Source organism: Brenneria izbisi (assembly GCF_025840185.1).
Classification (GTDB): domain Bacteria; phylum Pseudomonadota; class Gammaproteobacteria; order Enterobacterales; family Enterobacteriaceae; genus Brenneria; species Brenneria izbisi.
The window spans coordinates 202,104-220,884 of sequence record NZ_JAMPJU010000004.1; the positions used below are offsets into that span (position 1 = coordinate 202,104).

The following is an 18,781-nucleotide window of genomic DNA, read 5'->3' on the forward strand; positions in this document are numbered from 1 at the left end:
AATGTGTGGTGTTGGACCATAAAAAAAACAATGTCATCTTTATGAAAAATAATCGTTTTTTGAATTACCTATGATAACTGGGTCAGAACTGTACGATACATATACCGGAGAATTATTATGCCATTAATCATTGTAGCGATTGGCGTAGCCCTACTACTGCTACTGATGATCCGTTGCAAGTTGAACGGTTTTATTTCATTGATACTGGTCTCACTGGCGGTCGGTCTTGCCCTTGGTTATACCACCCAGGGCGCCTTCAACGTCAATGGCGTTATCACTTCCATTAAAAATGGGGTGGGCGGCACATTGGGAAGCCTGGCGCTGATTATGGGGTTTGGCGCCATGCTGGGCAAACTACTGGCTGACTGCGGGGGCGCTCAACGCATCGCCACCACGCTGATTGAAAAATTCGGCAAAGACCGTATCCAGTGGGCTGTGGTGCTGACCGGGTTCGTGGTCGGTTTCGCCTTGTTCTATGAAGTCGGCTTTGTGCTGTTGTTGCCGTTAGTCTTCACGATTGCGGCGGCTGCGCGTATTCCGCTGTTGTTCATCGGTGTGCCGATGGCGGCGGCGTTGTCGGTAACCCATGCGCTGTTGCCGCCGCATCCCGGCCCGACCGCTATCAGTATCCTGTTTAAAGCTGATATGGGCAAAACCCTGCTGTTCGGGACATTAATCGCTATCCCGACTGTCATTCTGGCTGGTCCGGTTTATGCCCGTTTCCTGAAAAGCATAGATAAGCCGGTTCCCGAAGGCTTGCATAACCCGAAAGTCTTTACCGAGAGTGAAATGCCTGGCTTCGGCATCAGCGTGGCGACCACACTGATCCCGGTGATCCTGATGGCCGGTCGCGCCGTTGCGGAAATGACGTTGCCGAAAGGCCATACGCTGTTGTCTTACGCCGAATTCCTGGGCGATCCGGTGATGGCTACCATGATCGCCGTGTTGGTCGCTATCTTTACCTTCGGCCTTAACCGTGGCCGCTCGATGGAACAGGTGATGGATACCATTGGCGACTCGATCAAGATTATCGCCATGATGCTGATGATTATCGGCGGCGGCGGCGCCTTTAAACAGATTCTGGTCGATGGCGGCGTGGCAACATATATTGAGACGTTGATGGCCGGCAGCACATTGTCGCCGCTGTTGATGGGATGGGTGATTGCCGCAGCGTTGCGTCTGGCATTGGGGTCGGCGACCGTGGCGGCGATGACGGCGGGCGGTATTGTCGCGCCGCTGTTGACCATCACCGGCGTGAGCCCGGAACTGATGGTGTTGGCGGTAGGTTCCGGCAGCGTTATCTTCTCCCACGTCAACGATCCTGGTTTCTGGTTGTTTAAAGAGTATTTTAATCTGACCATCGGCGAAACCATCCGGTCGTGGTCGGTACTGGAAACCATCATTGCGGTTTGCGGGCTGATTGGTTGTCTGCTGTTGAATATGGTTATCTAGCATTCGGCTGGCAAAAACGACACGGGGCAATGCCCCGTGTCGTTTTTTTAATTTAATCCCCGGCTCCTGGTCAGCGGAAACCGGCGCGATCCTCAAGACGAGGACGTGCTCATGGCCTGTTTTTCTTCCAGTAGTTTTTCCACCACGCCCGGATCGGCCAGGGTAGATGTATCCCCCAGATTACTGGTGTCGCCCGCGGCGATTTTGCGCAGAATGCGGCGCATAATTTTACCGGATCGCGTTTTCGGCAAAGCGTCTGTCCAGTGGATAATATCAGGCGTCGCGATCGGCCCTATCTCTTTGCGTACCCAGTTACGTACTTGCGCGTATAGCTCGCTGGACGGCTCTTCGCCGTGATTGAGCGTGATATAGGCATAGATGGCCTGACCTTTCAGATGGTGCGGAATGCCGACCACCGCGGCTTCGGCGATTTTTGGGTGAGCGACCAGTGCGGACTCGATTTCCGCCGTACCCAGGCGATGGCCGGAAACGTTGAGCACATCGTCAACACGACCGGTGATCCAGTAATAGCCGTCTTCGTCCCGGCGCGCGCCGTCCCCGCTGAAGTACATCCCTTTAAACGTAGAGAAGTAGGTTTGCTCAAACCGATCATGATCGCCGAACAGGGTTCTTGCCTGACCGGGCCAGGAGTCGATGATGACCAGGTTGCCTTCGCAGGCGCCCGTCTGCGGGTTGCCGAGATTGTCCACCAGCGCGGGTTGCACGCCAAAGAAAGGGCGTGTCGCGGAGCCGGGCTTGGCTTCGATCGCGCCGGGTAGCGGGGTGATCATAAAACCGCCGGTTTCTGTCTGCCACCAGGTATCCACGATCGGGCATTTCCCATTACCAATCTTGTGGAAGTACCACTCCCAGGCTTCCGGGTTAATCGGTTCGCCGACGGAGCCCATGATCTTCAGGGACGCGCGCGACGTGCCTTCAATCGCTTTGTCGCCTTCCGCCATCAACGCACGGATAGCGGTGGGCGCGGTATAAAGAATATTGACCTGATGTTTGTCGATAACCTGCGCCATACGACGCGCGTCCGGCCAGTTGGGAACGCCCTCAAACATCAGAGTAATGGCGCCGCAGGCCAGCGGGCCGTATAACAGATAGCTGTGGCCGGTTACCCAGCCGACATCCGCGGTACACCAGTAAATATCCCCCGGATGGTAATCAAAGACGTATTTGAACGTCAGCGCGGCATAAACCAGATAACCGCCGGTGGTATGCAGCACGCCTTTGGGCTTGCCGGTCGAGCCGGAGGTATAAAGGATGAACAGCGGATCTTCGGCGTTCATCTCTTCTGGTGGACAATGATCGCTCGCTTGTTCCATCAACTCGTGCCACCCGTGATCACGTCCGCTTTCCCATTCACATTGTGTTCCGCTACGGCGGAATACGATGACGCTGGTGATGGTGGCGACCGCAGGGTTTTTCAGCGCTTCATCAATGTTTTTCTTCAGTGGAATAACCCGCCCGGCGCGGATGCCCTCATCCGCAGTGATCACCAGTTTGGCGTTGGAGTCAATAATGCGTCCGGCGATGGCGTCCGGTGAGAAACCGCCAAAAATAACGGAATGAATAGCGCCGATGCGCGCGCACGCCAGCATCGCGACGGCGGCTTCCGGCACCATCGGCATATAGATAGCCACCACATCGCCTTTTTTGACCTGCTGAGACTTCAGGACATTGGCGAAGCGGCAAACGGACTGATGCAATTGCCGATAAGTGATCTGTTTGCTTTCTTTGGCGTCATCGCCTTCCCAGATGATCGCTGTTTGATCGCCACGTTCGGCGAGATGGCGATCCAGGCAGTTGGCGGCTACATTTAACGTGCCATCTTCAAACCAACGAATACGGATGTGTCCGGGATCGAACGACGTATTCTTGACGTGTTGATAAGGTTTGATCCAATCAACAATTTTCCCTTGTTCGCCCCAGAAGGACGTGGGGTCATCAACGGAGTGCTGATACATTTTTTTATATTTGTCGGCATTTATCAGTGCATTTCCCGCAATTGAGGCAGGGATTGTATATTTATGATGTTGAGTCATGTCGCTTCTCCTTAAATATGTTAAGGATATGTCAATGATTGGTTAAACATGTTTAATCACTCACATTTGTTTCTTTTTTGCGCGATAGATCACGCAACGAAGGAAAAGCACCGAAGAATTACTTAAAGGATAGCCAACATGTTCATGAAATAGACAATTAGTAGGTAAAGAAGCGAATATCATAAGTGATATTCTTCACAACATAAAAATTGTGGACATACAGTGTCCGTCAATGAGCACTTGACGATCAATTTATTGTTTTCAATAGGTTGAGTCTATTATTCTTTGGTTTTTGATCGCCATTTACGATCAAAAAGCATAAAGATCCCTGTTATTCAGCCGATAGTGAGATTACCGTTCGAGGTATATTTCTGTTGATATTCACGATTTGCCTGAATGGGCGAATTTGAATGTTAAATTTTTGTTCTCATTGTTGCGCATCTGTTAGCTATTAACAAAATAGATTTATCTGATTATCAAAGAGCAACAAAGTATAGATAATCTACAATCTGTGAAGATGGTAGGGCGATAAACTATCTCTCCATTAACTGTTTGCCGCGAATTATGGCGTCAGTTGGGCGGAAGTAAAAGCTAACTGTTATTTTTTTGTTTTTATTCAATCAGATCCGGTTTTCAGAACGAAACAATTTAGATAACTACACTGTGCCGGATGTTGCGCGATCTCCGGTGAGTTTGATGCTTATCGATAGCGTGCTGTGAGCAATGTTCACCAGTAGTGCTGGACGATACCTTCTACATAGCATGAAGCAGAGGAAATAATGAGTCTGATATTTGGCAGTAATGAGATCATCAGCATGCTAAGCCAACCTGTTGAGAATGAGCGGCGCGCAGTAGCGGTTATCGATGAAAAGTGCAAAGTGGTTTGTGCCAATTCAGCGTTTAATGCCCACTTTGGCTTGCATTCTGAAATGAATACGCAGGTTTCCATTGATGATGTACTGCCGATTAATGTGAAATTTGCTTATCAGGATTTCATGACGAATTCTGAGGTATTAAGCACGCATGTCGTCTCTGACTTGCTGTCTGATGGTTTTACCAAAAAACAATTGGGGACGTTGTCCTTTTCCAAACTAAATGTTGAAAACCGTGTGTTGTCATTGTTGATCCTGAACCATGAATCGCCGGAGCCAACCACAAATCTGGCTTCCTGATACCGTGAGTGCGCGCAGGCTTAATATAGTATCATGCCGATTTTAGTGGAAAATATCGCTATAAGTAATATTATCGATATATTAAGAATAAGCAGTACGAACGAATAGTAATCGATTACACACTATCATACCGTCTCATACCGTCACGTCTTACTATATTGACTCGCTTCCCAGCCTGTTAATCTATAATTATCTTTGTATCACTACACTTCCCGATGGGGTTATTCCTGGCGGCACAGGTTTCACCTATCTATAAAAACAATGACGGACCACGTTGTTCGGCGCGTTCATTGGCAAAATTGTCTGGCGTTTCTCAATTATTTTTCGCTTTGCGGTTCCCCTTGCTGTTCGTTCAGTTGGCATATCTTCTGAAAACCATAATTCATCAAGATAAAGGGGATAAATGCATGGCGGGATTTCGTACTCACTTGTTGGCTCGCGCCTTACGAATGGCGGTGTCGGGGGCGGCTTGCAGTATGGCGTTGCCCGTTGTGTCGGTTTACGCCGCTTCTGCGGCAACCGTGCAATCCTATGCGGTACCGGCCGGTCCGCTGAATCAGGTATTAAATCAGTTCGCGCAACAGGCGGGCGTGTTGCTTGCTTATGATCCGGCATTGGCGGCGGGCAAGAACAGTTCGGGGTTGCAAGGCCGTTATGACGTACAGCAGGGATTTCAGCATATTCTCGTTGATAGTGGTCTGACCGCGCAATACAGCGCCGATGGCGGGGTGACGCTGGCGCCGCAATCCGCCAGTGCGCCCGTGCCAGATTCTGCCACGGCGCAGACTAAAAACGAACAGATCGTGGTAATGGCGCCGCCAAATACGGCATTGAAGCTGGATGTGCCGCTATCGGAAACTCCGCGCGCCGTTTCGGTGGTGACGGATACGCAGATCCAGGCGCGTGGGGCGCAAAAAATTGATCAGGCTTTGCGTTATAGCGCCGGTATTCTGGCGACGCCCTATGGCCCGGATAATAAAACCGAATGGATAAATATTCGGGGATTCAGCGATCAAAACCGTTTTCAGAACGGTTTAAGCACCCTGAATGAAGATGGCTTTTATACCCAACAAATGGAGCCGTTTGGCGTTGAACGTATCGAAGTGCTGAAAGGGCCGGCATCGGTACTTTACGGGCAAAACCCGCCGGGAGGCCTGGTTAACGTCATCACCAAACGGCCAACTCGTTTGCCGCAAGGACTGATTGAACTGGAATACGGTTCCGACGACTATCGCCATCTGGCAATCGATAGCGCCGGGCCGCTCAACGACGACGGTTCGATATTGTATCGTGTGGTGGCGTTGGCGCGTGATACGTCCGGCGAAGTGGATTTTGCGAACAGTAAACGTTTATATCTGGCGCCGAGCATCACTTTTCTTGGTGAGGATACCGAACTGACGGTTCTGGCGAGTTATATGGATACGCAGTCCGGGATGACCAACGGATTCAAGCTGCCTTACGGTACATTGCATAACACGCCGTTTGGTAAAGTGGGCTATAAAACCTCTCTCGGCGAACCTGATTTAAACCGTCACAATACGCGCCAGTTTAATCTTGGGTATGAGTTGACGCACCATTTGAACGATACTTGGATGTTTCAGCAGAATGTAAATTATGCCTATCAGAATCTGGACTTACGCGGCGTGTATGCGATGGGACAGGTGGATGACCGACACGCCAGCCGCGGACTGACCTACCGCGACGGCTTCGCGCAAAACTGGGCGCTCGACAATCGTATGGTGGGTGAATGGCGGTTTGACGATATTGAGAATACCTTGCTGCTGGGGTTTGACTACCGTCGTTCCAATACGCAGAGTCATGATGCCGATCTCTCTCCTTATAACAGCGCACACTACCAGTTTATCAGCGATCCGATTGATATTTTTAATCCGGTGTATGGCAACTATACCTTGCGAGACGACCAACTCTCTTACCACCGTTCTGGCCGCCACCAAAATGGTTACTATATTCAGAATCAGATCAAATATAACGACAGACTGATTCTCCTGCTGGGCGGTCGTTACGATCAGTCCAAATCCCGTACCCAAAATGAAATCATGGGTAACGATTCCCGCACGGATGATGACAAATTCACCAAGACAGCGGGTTTGATGTATCTGTTTGATAACGGATTATCGCCTTATATTAGCTATGCTGAATCTTTCCAGCCGATTGCCGACTATGATGCTTCCGGCCAGCAATATAAGCCGACAATGGGTAAGCAGACGGAAGTGGGCGTGAAATACACGCCTGATGGTTTTAATGGTTACGCTTCGGCTGCAATCTTCGATTTACGTCAGGATAATATCCTGACCACGGATATCGATAATCCCATTCGCCGGGTTCAGGCGGGCAAGGCCCGTTCCCGCGGGATTGAATTGGCGTTTAGCGGCGAGGTATATCAGGGCTTAACGGTAACCGCCAACTATACGTATAACGAAGTGGAAACCACCAATTCCGGTGTTGCCGGAGAAAGCGGAAGCCGTTTACCCGGCTTGCCCTTGCATAATGCGTCGGCCTGGATCGCCTATGCCTTTAACGGGCGGTTTGAAGGACTCTCTATTGGCAGCGGCGTGCGCTATGTGGGAAGCACCTTCGGCGATAAAACCGAAAGCCCCGATCTAAAAGTACCCGCTTATACATTGTGGGATGCCATGATCGCCTATGATTTCAGTAAAAACTGGCGTTTGCAGGTGAATGCCACCAATCTGACCAATAAGGAATATGTCAGCGCCTGTGATTTCTGGTGTTACTACGGCGAAGGGCGCAATGTCAGCGCGAATATCAGTTATCGTTGGTAGTTGGCCGGAGGAAGCCATCCGGCTTCCTGTTACCGCGAATATTCATTGACTTTACCGATAATGATAATGAAAATCATTTCATTGCTATCAGGTTGAGTCATTTCCGTGAATAGTCCTGCGTTTGTAGCGTCCAATCAAACTGAGTCTTTACGGGTTCAGCAGATTTATCATGAACACCATGCCTGGCTACAGGCATGGTTGCGGCGACGTTTGGGGTGTTCGCAACAAGCGGCTGATTTGGCGCAGGATACATTCTTACGTCTTATCAGCCAGCGCCAGGCAACGCAACTCAGAGAGCCACGCGCCTGGCTTACCACGGTGGCGCACGGTTTGGTAGTGAACCACTGGCGACGTAAAGATATCGAAAAGGCCTATCTTCAGGTGTTGGCTGAGCAGGAATTTGCCGTTGTCCCCTCGCTTGAACAGCAGGCCATGATCATTGATGCGTTGCTTGAGATCGCGCGTATGCTGGCGACGCTGCCCGCCAAAGTCCGTCAGGCGTTTCTGTGGGTGCATCTTGATGGATTGACTTACCAGCAAGTCGCTGAGCGGTTGATGGTTTCTGAAAGAATGGTGAAAAAGTACATGGCGCAAGCGATGCTTAATTGTCTGCTTTGTCAGGATCTATGATCTCCGCGACCCAATCCGATATCCCAAAAGAGGTTTTACAGGCTGCGGCAGAGTGGTACGCCACTTTGTATGATGAAACGTGCACCGAATTCGATCGACAGGCCTGGCGTCAGTGGCTGGGACGTGATGAAACACATCGTGTGGCCTGGCGGCAGGTTGAGCAGATTCATGCGCGCTTTCATGAGGTCGATAGCCAACTGGCTTCTTCGGTATTGAACAAACATGGCGCTGAGCGCCGCCGGCTGCTCAAACTGCTGGTGATTGCCGGTATTACCGGCGGCGTCGGTTTCAGTCTGCCCTGGGAAAGCTATGCTGCCGATTATCGAACCGGTACGGGAGAAACCCGTGAGTTGACGATCGCTGATGGCCTGACCATGTGGCTGAATACGGACTCAGCCTTGAATCAACGGGACAAAGGAACGTTTAAACTGATTCAGGGGGAATTGATGCTGGAAAACCGCACCACTCAGCCGACCCGCCTGATGACATCACATGGCAGGATTGATGCGCCGCTGCCTTGTCAAATCGCTGTGCGCTACACCCCGGCTCAGAGTGTCTTATCCGTCTTTGGCGGTGAGGCGGCATTGCACGTCGCGACATTGACCCGGCGAGTGACGGCGGGCCAGCAGGTCGCTTTTACTCACGAGCGGTGCGATGCGCCTGTGCCTGTCGAGAATTTCCGTCAGAGTTGGCGCTCTGGCAGATTGGTAGTGGATAACATGCCGCTGGCGCGTTTGATCGATGAAGTATCCCGTTATCATCACGGTTATTTCCATGTGGATAAGCCGGTGGCCGGGTTACGGATTTCCGGCGTTTTCCCGTTGCATGAGCGTGATCGTCTATTGGACGCGCTGGTTCGCGCGTTACCCATCAAAGTGACAAAACGTCTTGGCTGGTGGGTTGATATCAGTTCGCGTTAAAACTCACTGGCGTTTTTGTAGCAAAAGGCTAAAAATAGCCCCTTACCCATCCGTTTGTGGTCTGTATGGCAGTTCCCGGTTATCGGTTGTGCAGGATATTCCCGCCATCTTTTATAAAAAACGCTTTCATATCCGCTATCCGCGCCAGAAAGTCAGGACGTCACTGACGGGAAGGGCCGTGCATGCCTATTTAGCATTTCTTATCAATACAGGACGTCATCATGCAGTTACTGAATTTGAAACAAGCCCGATTGTTGAGCTTTTTCTTTATTATGGGCGGCCTGTTGATTCTACTGCCGTTGCGTTTACTCACGTGTTTCATCGCCGGTTTTCTGGTTTACGAAATTGTGAACCTGTTGACGCCCTATTTTCAAAAGGTGATCGGCGGCAAACGGGCGCGTTGGATGGTGGTGGCGATTATCAGTACGTTGGTCGTCAGCCTGTTGAGCCTGCTGTTCGGCAGTCTGGTGGGGTTACTGATGCAGGAAATGAGAGACACCGCCGCCTTTAACCTGCGTATCGCCTATATCCTCAATGATATCCAGCGACAGTTGATGCACTATTTGCCGGGATATCTGCCGGTGAGCGTCGAAGAACTTCAGCATGAATTTTTACTATGGATTCAGCAACATATCGCTATCTTGCAGAACATGGGGAAAAGTTTTCTGCATGGTTTCGTCACGATGCTGATTGGCATGGTGCTGGGGGCGATTATTTCTTTATATAACGTTGATAATAATGATGAAGGGCCGTTGCTTAAAGCGGAGTTGTTGCGTCGGATCGTATTGTTGTCCGCATCATTCCGCAACATCGTTTTTGCGCAGGTCAAAATCTCTGCGGTAAATACGGCGCTTTCCGCCATTTTCATTCTGGGCGTGCTACCGTGTTTCGGTATTCATCTGCCGTTTTCTAAAACGCTGGTGATATTGACGTTTGTGTTTGGTTTATTGCCGGTCATCGGTAATTTGATCTCCAATTCCATTGTCTTCATTTCAGCGCTTTCCATTTCGCTGCCAATCGCCCTGATTGCGTTGGTCTATCTGATGTTGATTCACAAGTTAGAGTATTTTCTGAACGCAAAAATCGTCGGAACCCGGATCAAAGCGCATGCCTGGGAAATCCTGTTGGCGATGCTGTTATTTGAAGCGGCTTTTGGGTTATCCGGCGTGATTGCCGCGCCCATTTATTACGCTTACCTGAAAAGCGAACTGAAAGAAGCCGCCTTGATTTAATTCTTCATACCGGCAGACGAGTACTCTGATCGCCTGCCGTTTGGCTCTGTCGCCTTATATTCCGCCGTCATGTCGCATCAACGGCCCATTCTTCTCTTTTGCGGAATGATAAAATCCGCCCTGTTATGTATTGTTTGGATGTAGAAAACATGAGTAAAGAAGTTGGTATTATTGTTCGTAGTCTGCTTTTTTCCCTGATGCTGGCTGCGGTTGTCGGGCTGGTATTACTCCTGATATTTGTTGATGTGCTGGTTTTTCATAACGATATGAGAGAGATATCCGTTACCGAATTTTCCCAGGAGTTGTTATTACTGTTAACCGGTGGACTATTTCTTGGTATGGCGATTAAATCGGCGTTGTATCGCGGGGGTTACCTACTTATCGCCGGATTCTTTTTTTGTCTGTTTATCCGGGAAATTGATTTTTTTCTTGATGGCATCGCCCACGGTAGCTGGTTTTATTTCGCCATGCTGTGCGCCATCGGCTGTATTGGTTATGCCCTGTGGTCGAGAAACAGCACCCTCGCCGGATTAGCGCATTTTTTCCAGCATCCGGCTTATGGCTATATGGTGTGTGGGTTGCTGGCGGTTCTGGTTTTTTCCCGACTGATCGGTGTGAACAGACTATGGCTGACGCTGATGAATGAGGGATATGTGCGTACCGTGAAAAATATGGCGGAAGAAGGCACCGAATTGTTTGGTTATACGCTGTGTCTGATTTCAAGCGTGCTCTATTATCGTTCCGTCCGGCATAGTCTGTAGACCTGTGTTGCTGGCGCCAGCCTTTGATGGGGAACATCATCTTTGTTCCAGCCATGCCAACGCATCTCTGGCGAACGCGATTCTTTGATCTTCTATGGCGGTATTGTAAGTCACTTCCTCGGCGCAGCCGTCATTTTCATAGGTGGTGCGAGTATTGAGATGCTGATGAAAATGATCGCTGAGTTGGTTTTGTATTGATGCCGGCAATGAATTAAAGACTCTGCGCGACGTTGTCAACTGATAAAAATCCGCAGGCAGTACATGCTCAAATTCACGCCTCGACAGGCTATCCGCATCGTCGATGTCATACTCATTGTCTCCATCTATTTTTGCATAGTTTTGCTGGTGTAAACGCGTGATGGCGTCTTCATTGCGCGCCATCGCTTTGGCGTCGTTAAGCGCAAAGATATTGCAGCCAGAAAGAGTTTTCTGCGCTCCGGTGTACAGCACCGTTAACGCCGCATTAAGGCCGGGAAGATGTATAGCGATATCCGTATCGGTGAAAGGGGAACGATAGGCATCCACGACAACCAGCGATATCTTTCCATTTTTTTTCTCTGCCTCCATTGCCACGCTATGTGGCGTATCGCCTGGCTCATCATCAATGGCAATGTTAACAATGGCGTGCCATTTGGTGTCGTTTCCCATGTTTTGCAACGCGTTTTTCAGTTCCCCACCTCTTCTTTCCGAGATGTTCAGCAGGCCTATTTGTAAGTCAAACTTATAATTCTGCGCCTGGATAAGGTATTTTTGTAGCTGCATTTCCTCCGCTCCGACATCTGGTTGTATTGCGTTATTCGCGCTGTGTTCAAGTTTGTGCAGATAATCATTCATCTGCCTTTTTAATGCGCGCGGGTTATAGCTTTCCGATGAATTTGATATGGGTGCAGACACCACCCTCACTGACGATGACGTGGACTCGTTTGCCCTTTGCGCCGGGGGAGATGGCGGTTGAAAGTAATGAGATAATATAGCGGGAATTCGCATTATGGCGACCTTTCATCCATGCAGGTATCAGGTAAACAAAAACATTCTCTGAGCGTGTACATTCTTTGAGTGCGCAAACGTGCAGGTTGGTTCCGGTCTATCAGGCATGGACACCCGTGGTCGCAAGCAAGCGGATTTGTGCGGTGAGAGGAAATGGGAGAAGAAACGGTTGGAAACGCAGGCTGGCTTCCAACCGGAACAAGCGGATTAAGGGGTAACGTTGGCGTCTTCCGCCGCCTGAACTTCCGCGTCTGATGTCGCCGCATCTATTTGCGGCGCGGCATTTGCCTGTAGTGAATCGTCTTGTAAAGCGTCGTCCATAGCATCATCCGGTACAGCATTATTTTGTGCTGCGTCGCTCTGCGGTTGCGCGTTCGGGGCAACCGGCGCGGCGACGGATTCAACCGGAACAGTCGGCGTTTCCGGTTCGATAAGGCCGTTAATTTTGACGGGAATACCAGAACGCGTTTTGATTGCTTCATCGACTTCGCGGGTATTCACACTGGCATCGGCCAGAACCTTACTCACCTTTTCCGTAATGCTGATAGGCGCTGGCGCATCAGAGCGGAATTCTTCCACGGTTCGAGACAGCGGATGGTGGACTTCCACATAGCGTGAACCATCCGGTTCGACGGTGGCCTTCACCGGTTCATTAATAAACTGTACGCGCGTCCCTACCGGAACGTGGTCGAACAGATATTTAATGTCATCGGCCCGCAGGCGCACACAGCCGTGACTGACGCGCAGGCCGATACCAAAGTTGGCGTTGGTGCCGTGGATGGCGTAGAGATTACCGATATACAGCGCGTACAGCCCCATCGGGTTATCCGGCCCTGCCGGGTACACTTTCAGCAACGTCTCTCCGCGTGCGGCATATTCGGCGTGCATCTTGGCGGTCGGCGTCCAGGTCGGACCGGCTTTTTTGCGCTGAACGGAGGTCGTCCAGTTAATCGGCGTATCTGTACCTAATTCGCCGATGCCGATAGGTAGAACGATGACGGTTTTGCTGCCTTTCGGGTAGTAATACAGACGCATTTCCGCGCTATTAATCACAATACCTTCGCGCGGCGCATCCGGCAGGATCAACTGATGAGGAATAATCATCTTGCTGCCCGGTCGCGGCAGGTAAACATCCACATCCGGGTTCGCTTCCATCAAATTGCTCAATCCCATCTGGTATTGGGCGGCGAAAGCTTCTAACGGCAAGGTGCTGTCTGCCGGGACGGTCATTTCGATATTTTCCCCCACCAGACGACTATTGGCCGCAGGCAGTGGGTAGACAACGGCAAAGGCGGCCTGGCTGAATGCGGCGGCGGCCAGAACTAGGGTAAGGATCGCGCGAATACTCATTTTCATGTCTTAGTTGAAGGGTAAATGCCATACCAGCGGTAATGGGTTTGGTTTATGGTCGATGGCGACCGGATGCGCATTATATGTTCAGAACGCTATAAGAGGGAAACAACATGTGCAACAAATCACACTTTTTGGCCGCCCCGGTGAAAAGCCCTGTTTGCCGGGGCGATGCGGCGTCATGAATCGCCGTCAAGCGTCGGTGTTTTAAAACGGCGATTAGCCAATACCGGCAACATCTGACGGGCATAGGCCAGTCGTTCCGGCTGGATATCGGCATAGAGCAGGGCGGGGACTTCCGGCGCCTGAACTACGACAACGCCCAATGGATCAACGACCATGCTGTTACCGATATTCTTAACGCCGCATTCTCCGACAGCAACGAGATAGACGGTGTTTTCCAGCGCTCTGGCACGCACCAGCAGTTCCCAGTGAGTCTCTTTCAACGGGCCTTTAATCCAGGCGGAGGGCAGCACCAGCACATCCGCGCCGTCCAAAGCCAGACGCCTGGCCAGTTCGGGAAAGCGGATGTCATAGCAGGTCATCAGGCCGATATTCAGTCCGGCGATGGTCAGCAACGGCGGGATGTCCTCGCCAGCCAGTACATTTTCCGATTCCTGCATGCAAAATGCGTCATACAGATGCAGTTTTCGATACTGTGCAACAATTTCACCGTCGCGGATCGCCACCAGCGTGTTCCAGACTTTTCCCGCGCCGTTCGGAATATGCACGCACAATATCGTCGTCATCTCGCTGCCTTTACTGGCGGTCAGCAACTGGCTAATAAAGGGGCCGTCAAGGGGTTGGGCGGCGGTCAGCACCATGTTGGGATTGGTGATATCCCGCGCCAATACGCCTTCGGGCAGCACGAGTAAGTCGGCGCCGTTTTTCCGGGCGGCTGACATGAAGGCCGATATTGTCGTGAGATTGTTTTTCCATTCACGGTCAACCGCGAATTGTCCCAATGCGACTTTCATACTCGCTCCTGCTACGTATAACACAGCCCTGAATGGCCGGTTGATGGTCATCACTTTGCCCGTTCAGGACATTATCCGCGCTTGGCCGGCATCATGCGCAGCAGCGTGTTGTCTTTCATCACATAGTGATGGAACAGAGCAGCGACGGTATGCAGGCCGATAAGCCAGTAGCCAAGCGGCGCGAGAATTTCATGCCAGTCAATCAAGGTTCTGGCAAGTTCCAGATTCGGCACGGCGGACGTTGGCATATCAATGCCAAACAGCATCCAATCCCGGCCCCGGTAATAGCGCGACGCGACGCCCAATACAGGCAGGACGATAAACAGCAGATAGATAACGATGTGCGTCAATGTCGCCAGCGCGGATTGCCAACGCGGGGGCGTAGGCGTAATCGTCGGCGAAGTATGGCGTGCACGTAAGAACAGGCGCGCCAGCATCAGTACCAGCACCAGCACGCCACAACTAAAATGGGTGACAATCATGACGGTTCGCAGCAGCGAGCCACGTTCAGCGAACCCGCGCAGTTCTATCGTGGCATAGGTCACCACGAGCAACAAAAAAACCAGCCAATGCAGCGCGATTTGCGGTGGCGCGAATTTTCCCTTCATCTCTTTTCCTCAGTCATGCGTGAACCTGTTTGATACGGTAACGGGAGAGTCGTTGGATAAAATATAAGGTAACTCCCGTGTTGTCAGTAGCTATAACTGGTTTTCATTTCAGACGATGCATAGATGAAAGAAAAACCGGCCAGAGCCGGTTTTGAGTTATCGCGCATTATTCCTGCGGATTTTTCTCCGCTTTACCCGCCATCATGGTCAGAAAATCAAAGCGACGACGCAGATCCTGCTCGGCTTCTTCATAGAGCAACGCCGTTTCTTCCGGCATCTGACTGTTCAGGCGGCGGAAGCGCTGTTCTTTGAGCAAGGTTTCACTCAGGCTGCTGGATGGTGGTCGTGAATCCGTCACCAGCGCGGCTTTGCCTTCCTCAACACGGCGTGGATCGAAGCGATAAAGCGGCCAGAAACCGGTGGTGGTGAGTTGGCGCATCTGGTCATGGCTGAACGCCAGATCGTAGCCGTGTTCTTCACACGGACTGTAAGCAATGATCAACGACGGCCCCGGCCAGGCCTCGGCCTCCTGAATGGCTTTCACTGTCTGGTTCAACTGCGCGCCTAATGAAATCTGCGCCACATAGACGTGGCCGTACATCATCACGTTGATGCCCAGATCTTTGCGTGCCTTACGTTTGCCTTTTTCACCAAACTTGGTCACCGCGCCCAGTGGCGTGGCTTTGGATTGTTGCCCGCCGGTGTTGGAATAACATTGCGTATCCAGCACCAGCACGTTGACGTTTTCACTCAGGCTCATGACGTGATCCAGACCGCCATAGCCGATGTCATACGCCCAACCGTCGCCGCCAATCAGCCAGATGGATTTATCCACCAGATGATCGGCATCCGCAGTCAGCGCACGGGCGTCGTCGCTGTCCATATTCGCCAACAGCATGCGCAATTGTTCAATCTGCTGACGGCGCAATTCCGGTGCGATGGCTTCTTCCTGCAAGGCGGCGACCAAGTCAGCCGGTAACTGCGGCGCCAGTTTGTGCAGCAAACGAAGGACGCGTTGACGGTGCTGATCGACGCTTAAACGGAAACCAAGACCAAATTCGGCATTATCTTCGAACAGCGAGTTGGCCCAGGCCGGCCCACGCCCGTTGGCATCGGTGGTCCACGGAGTGGTGGGCAGGTTACCGCCATAAATGGAGGAACAGCCTGTCGCGTTCGCCACCAGCAGACGATCGCCGTAAAGCTGGGTCAGCAGTTTGATATACGGCGTTTCACCACAACCGGAACAGGCGCCCGAATACTCGAACAGCGGTGAAATCAACTGAGAAGTACGGATATCGATGCGCTCCAGACTGGATTTATCGATTTCCGGCAGTTGCAGGAAGAAATCAAAGTTCTGTTTTTCAACATGCAGATTGTCCAGTCGGGATGCCATATTAATGGCTTTGATCGCTGGATCTTGACGATCTTTCGCCGGACAGACTTCCACGCACAGGTTGCAGCCGGTGCAATCTTCCGGCGCGACTTGCAAGACATATTTCTGACCGCGCATATCGCGGGCTTTTACATCCAGAGATTGCAGCGATGCTGGCGCGGACGCCATGATATCGGCAGGCACCACTTTGGCGCGGATGGCTGAATGCGGGCAGGCGGCTACACAGTGGTTGCACTGGGTGCAAAGCTGGGGTTGCCACAACGGAATTTCTTCCGCAATGTTGCGTTTTTCCCATTTTGTCGTCCCCGTCGGCCAGGTGCCGTCAGGGGGCAGGGCGGAAACCGGTAGCGTATCGCCCAAACCGGCCAGCATGGTGGCGGTCACGGTTTTCACAAAATCCGGCGCCGCATCGGAAACGACCGGCGGGCGTTGCGGGCTATCGGGATTAACCGCCTCCAGCGGCACGGCGGAAAGCGCTTCTAATGTGGCGCTCAGGGCGCGCCAGTTGCGTTCAACCAGTTCCTGACCTTTGCTGCCGTAGCTTTTGGCGATTGCGGCGCGTAGTTTTTCAACCGCAAGATCGCCAGGCAGGATCTGTGACAGATGGAAGAACGCCATTTGCATCACGGTATTGATGCGCGCGCCCAATTGACATTCGCGGGCGATTTTCGCCGCGTTGATGCAATACACCTGCGCGTTACGGATCTTGAGGCCCGCTTGTACTTCCTGCGGCAGACGATGCCAGAGATCGTCGCTGGCATAAGGCGCGTTAATCAGAAAGATACCGCCAGGCTTTAGCCGTTCCACCATGCTGTATTTATCAATGAACTGCCATTGGTGACAGGCGACAAAATCGGCCTGCTCGATCAGGTAAGCGGAATTAATCGGATGCGGCCCCACGCGCATATGAGAAACGGTCAAACTGCCTGCTTTTTTAGAGTCGTAAACGAAATAACCCTGCACAAACATCGGCGTAGTTTCACCCACGATCTTGATGGCGTTCTTGGTCGCTGAAACCGTGCCGTCGCTGCCTAATCCATAGAACAGCGCTTCCAGCGAAGATGTCGACGGCAGCCGCTGTTCCGGCAGCGGCAGAGAAAGATGAGTGACGTCATCATAGATGCCGACAGTGAAGCGGGGACGTGGGTTGGCAAGCGCTAACTCATTAAAAATCGCCTGTACGCACTGAGGTGTGAACTCTTTCGACGACAAACCGTAGCGGCCGCCGATCACCCGCGGCATTAATGCGCGCTCACCCGTGGAAAACGCTTCGGCCAGCGAAGTCATCACATCCAGATACAGCGGTTCAGCCAGCGCTCCCGGCTCTTTGGTACGATCCAACACAGCAATGCTTTTTGCTGTTTGTGGAATGGCGGTCAGCAGATGTTTGGCGGAGAACGGGCGATAGAGGCGGACTTTAACCACGCCGACCTTTTCTCCGCGGGTGAGTAGGGTGTCGATCACCTCTTCACAGGTGCCGACGCCGGAACCCATCAGCACAATAACCTTGGTCGCTTGCGGGTGGCCGTAATACTCAAAAGGCTGATACTGACGTCCGGTTGCTCTGGCGAAGCTATTCATGGCCTGTTCGACGTGTTCACAGGAGGCGTTGTACCAAGGGTTAGTCGCTTCCCGCGCCTGGAAGAATGTATCCGGGTTGGAGGCGGTGCCACGGATCACCGGGCGTTCAGGTGTAAGCGCTCGCTCACGGTGGGCATCAATGGCTTGCTGGGGCAACAACTGGCGGATAACGTCATCGCTCAGCGGTTCAATCTTGTTGATTTCATGCGAGGTACGGAAACCATCAAAGAAATGGATAAACGGCAGGCGACTGTTAAGACTGGCTATCTGCGAAATTAACGCGAAATCCTGCGCTTCCTGTACGTTGCTGGCGCACAGCATGGCGCACCCAGTCTGGCGGACGGCCATCACATCGGAATGATCGCAGAAAATCGAAAGCGCATGGGTAGCGACCGTGCGTGCTGCGACATGAAGCACAAAGGGCGTGAGTTCGCCTGCGAGCTTATATAATGTCGGGATCATCAGCAGCAACCCCTGCGACGAGGTAAAGGTGGTCGCCAGGGTTCCGGTTTGCAGCGCGCCATGAACGGTAGCGATCGCGCCGCCTTCCGACTGCATTTCAACCACTCGCGGCGTATCGCCCCATATATTCAGGCCCCCATCGCTGGACCAGGCAGCGGCTTGTTCGGCCATAGTTGAACTGGGCGTAATAGGGTAGATGGCGATGACTTCATTCGTCCGCCAGGCTACGGAAGCGACTACGTTATTACCGTCGGTGGTGATCATGACTTAGCCTTTTTGCTCACTAAACGAAAATGTAATATTTATTCTGGGGATTATCGCATTTCAAAGAATGAAGAGGATGACTCGATTTACGCAGAGTTGTTTCAAATTATTTGTTTTAAATTATTTGTATCGACCGA

Annotated in this window: 13 protein-coding genes; 7 read left to right on the forward strand and 6 right to left on the reverse strand. The window is 51.8% G+C overall.

What is annotated here, in order from left to right:
* Positions 1-117: 117 nt before the first annotated feature.
* A complete protein-coding gene (gene gntT / locus NC856_RS07795; RefSeq protein WP_264089860.1) occupies positions 118-1,452 on the forward strand; it encodes a gluconate transporter in 1,335 nt (444 codons plus the stop codon).
* A 92-nt stretch (positions 1,453-1,544) separates the two neighbouring features.
* On the opposite strand, the gene acs is transcribed toward gntT, so the two are convergent.
* On the reverse strand, positions 1,545-3,506 hold the full coding sequence (gene acs, locus NC856_RS07800; protein ID WP_264089861.1) for an acetate--CoA ligase: 1,962 nt from the start codon (positions 3,504-3,506) through the stop codon (positions 1,545-1,547).
* Positions 3,507-4,285: 779 nt separating this feature from the next.
* Between acs and NC856_RS07805 the strand changes: the two genes are divergently transcribed.
* The 6 genes from NC856_RS07805 to NC856_RS07830 all read left to right on the forward strand — a co-directional run bounded on the left by NC856_RS07805 (position 4,286) and on the right by NC856_RS07830 (position 11,022).
* On the forward strand, positions 4,286-4,678 hold the full coding sequence (locus tag NC856_RS07805; protein WP_264089862.1) for a transcriptional regulator: 393 nt from the start codon (positions 4,286-4,288) through the stop codon (positions 4,676-4,678).
* A 407-nt stretch (positions 4,679-5,085) separates the two neighbouring features.
* On the forward strand, positions 5,086-7,479 hold the full coding sequence (locus tag NC856_RS07810) for a TonB-dependent siderophore receptor (protein ID WP_264089863.1): 2,394 nt from the start codon (positions 5,086-5,088) through the stop codon (positions 7,477-7,479).
* Between the two features lie 105 nt (positions 7,480-7,584).
* Positions 7,585-8,109: a sigma-70 family RNA polymerase sigma factor gene (locus NC856_RS07815; RefSeq protein WP_264089864.1), complete on the forward strand. Its 525-nt coding sequence runs from the start codon at positions 7,585-7,587 to the stop codon at positions 8,107-8,109.
* Positions 8,106-9,029 (forward strand): DUF4880 domain-containing protein, encoded by a 924-nt coding sequence (locus tag NC856_RS07820; RefSeq protein ID WP_264089865.1) that lies wholly within the window; start codon positions 8,106-8,108, stop codon positions 9,027-9,029. Before NC856_RS07815 ends, NC856_RS07820 begins: the two co-directional genes overlap by 4 nt.
* Before the next feature lie 221 nt (positions 9,030-9,250).
* Positions 9,251-10,261, forward strand: coding sequence for an AI-2E family transporter (locus NC856_RS07825; RefSeq protein ID WP_264089866.1), 1,011 nt, complete (start codon positions 9,251-9,253; stop codon positions 10,259-10,261).
* A gap of 149 nt (positions 10,262-10,410) precedes the next feature.
* Positions 10,411-11,022: a hypothetical protein gene (locus NC856_RS07830; protein WP_264089867.1), complete on the forward strand. Its 612-nt coding sequence runs from the start codon at positions 10,411-10,413 to the stop codon at positions 11,020-11,022.
* A 36-nt stretch (positions 11,023-11,058) separates the two neighbouring features.
* Here NC856_RS07830 and NC856_RS07835 read toward each other — a convergent pair whose 3' ends face one another.
* The 5 genes from NC856_RS07835 to nifJ form a co-directional block, all read right to left on the reverse strand.
* Positions 11,059-12,009: a YopJ family acetyltransferase gene (locus NC856_RS07835; RefSeq protein ID WP_318841935.1), complete on the reverse strand. Its 951-nt coding sequence runs from the start codon at positions 12,007-12,009 to the stop codon at positions 11,059-11,061.
* A gap of 207 nt (positions 12,010-12,216) precedes the next feature.
* Positions 12,217-13,365 carry a L,D-transpeptidase family protein gene (locus NC856_RS07840; RefSeq protein WP_264089868.1) on the reverse strand — a complete coding sequence of 383 codons (1,149 nt, stop codon included), beginning with the start codon at positions 13,363-13,365 and terminating at the stop codon, positions 12,217-12,219.
* A 173-nt stretch (positions 13,366-13,538) separates the two neighbouring features.
* On the reverse strand, positions 13,539-14,336 hold the full coding sequence (locus NC856_RS07845) for a deaminated glutathione amidase (RefSeq protein ID WP_264089869.1): 798 nt from the start codon (positions 14,334-14,336) through the stop codon (positions 13,539-13,541).
* A 71-nt stretch (positions 14,337-14,407) separates the two neighbouring features.
* Positions 14,408-14,944, reverse strand: coding sequence for a cytochrome b561 (cybB, locus tag NC856_RS07850; RefSeq protein ID WP_264089870.1), 537 nt, complete (start codon positions 14,942-14,944; stop codon positions 14,408-14,410).
* A gap of 166 nt (positions 14,945-15,110) precedes the next feature.
* A complete protein-coding gene (gene nifJ / locus NC856_RS07855) occupies positions 15,111-18,644 on the reverse strand; it encodes a pyruvate:ferredoxin (flavodoxin) oxidoreductase (RefSeq protein WP_264089871.1) in 3,534 nt (1,177 codons plus the stop codon).
* Between the last annotated feature and the right edge of the window lie 137 nt (positions 18,645-18,781).

Bases quoted from the DNA above. Each gene is read 5' to 3' on its own strand.
- gntT (WP_264089860.1), top strand. From the start codon at position 118: ATGCCATTAATCATTGTAGCGATTGGCGTAGCCCTACTACTGCTACTG.
- acs (WP_264089861.1), bottom strand. From the start codon at position 3,506: ATGACTCAACATCATAAATATACAATCCCTGCCTCAATTGCGGGAAAT.
- NC856_RS07805 (WP_264089862.1), top strand. From the start codon at position 4,286: ATGAGTCTGATATTTGGCAGTAATGAGATCATCAGCATGCTAAGCCAA.
- NC856_RS07810 (WP_264089863.1), top strand. From the start codon at position 5,086: ATGGCGGGATTTCGTACTCACTTGTTGGCTCGCGCCTTACGAATGGCG.
- NC856_RS07820 (WP_264089865.1), top strand. From the start codon at position 8,106: ATGATCTCCGCGACCCAATCCGATATCCCAAAAGAGGTTTTACAGGCT.
- NC856_RS07825 (WP_264089866.1), top strand. From the start codon at position 9,251: ATGCAGTTACTGAATTTGAAACAAGCCCGATTGTTGAGCTTTTTCTTT.
- NC856_RS07830 (WP_264089867.1), top strand. From the start codon at position 10,411: ATGAGTAAAGAAGTTGGTATTATTGTTCGTAGTCTGCTTTTTTCCCTG.
- NC856_RS07835 (WP_318841935.1), bottom strand. From the start codon at position 12,009: ATGCGAATTCCCGCTATATTATCTCATTACTTTCAACCGCCATCTCCC.
- NC856_RS07840 (WP_264089868.1), bottom strand. From the start codon at position 13,365: ATGAAAATGAGTATTCGCGCGATCCTTACCCTAGTTCTGGCCGCCGCC.
- NC856_RS07845 (WP_264089869.1), bottom strand. From the start codon at position 14,336: ATGAAAGTCGCATTGGGACAATTCGCGGTTGACCGTGAATGGAAAAAC.
- cybB (WP_264089870.1), bottom strand. From the start codon at position 14,944: ATGAAGGGAAAATTCGCGCCACCGCAAATCGCGCTGCATTGGCTGGTT.
- nifJ (WP_264089871.1), bottom strand. From the start codon at position 18,644: ATGATCACCACCGACGGTAATAACGTAGTCGCTTCCGTAGCCTGGCGG.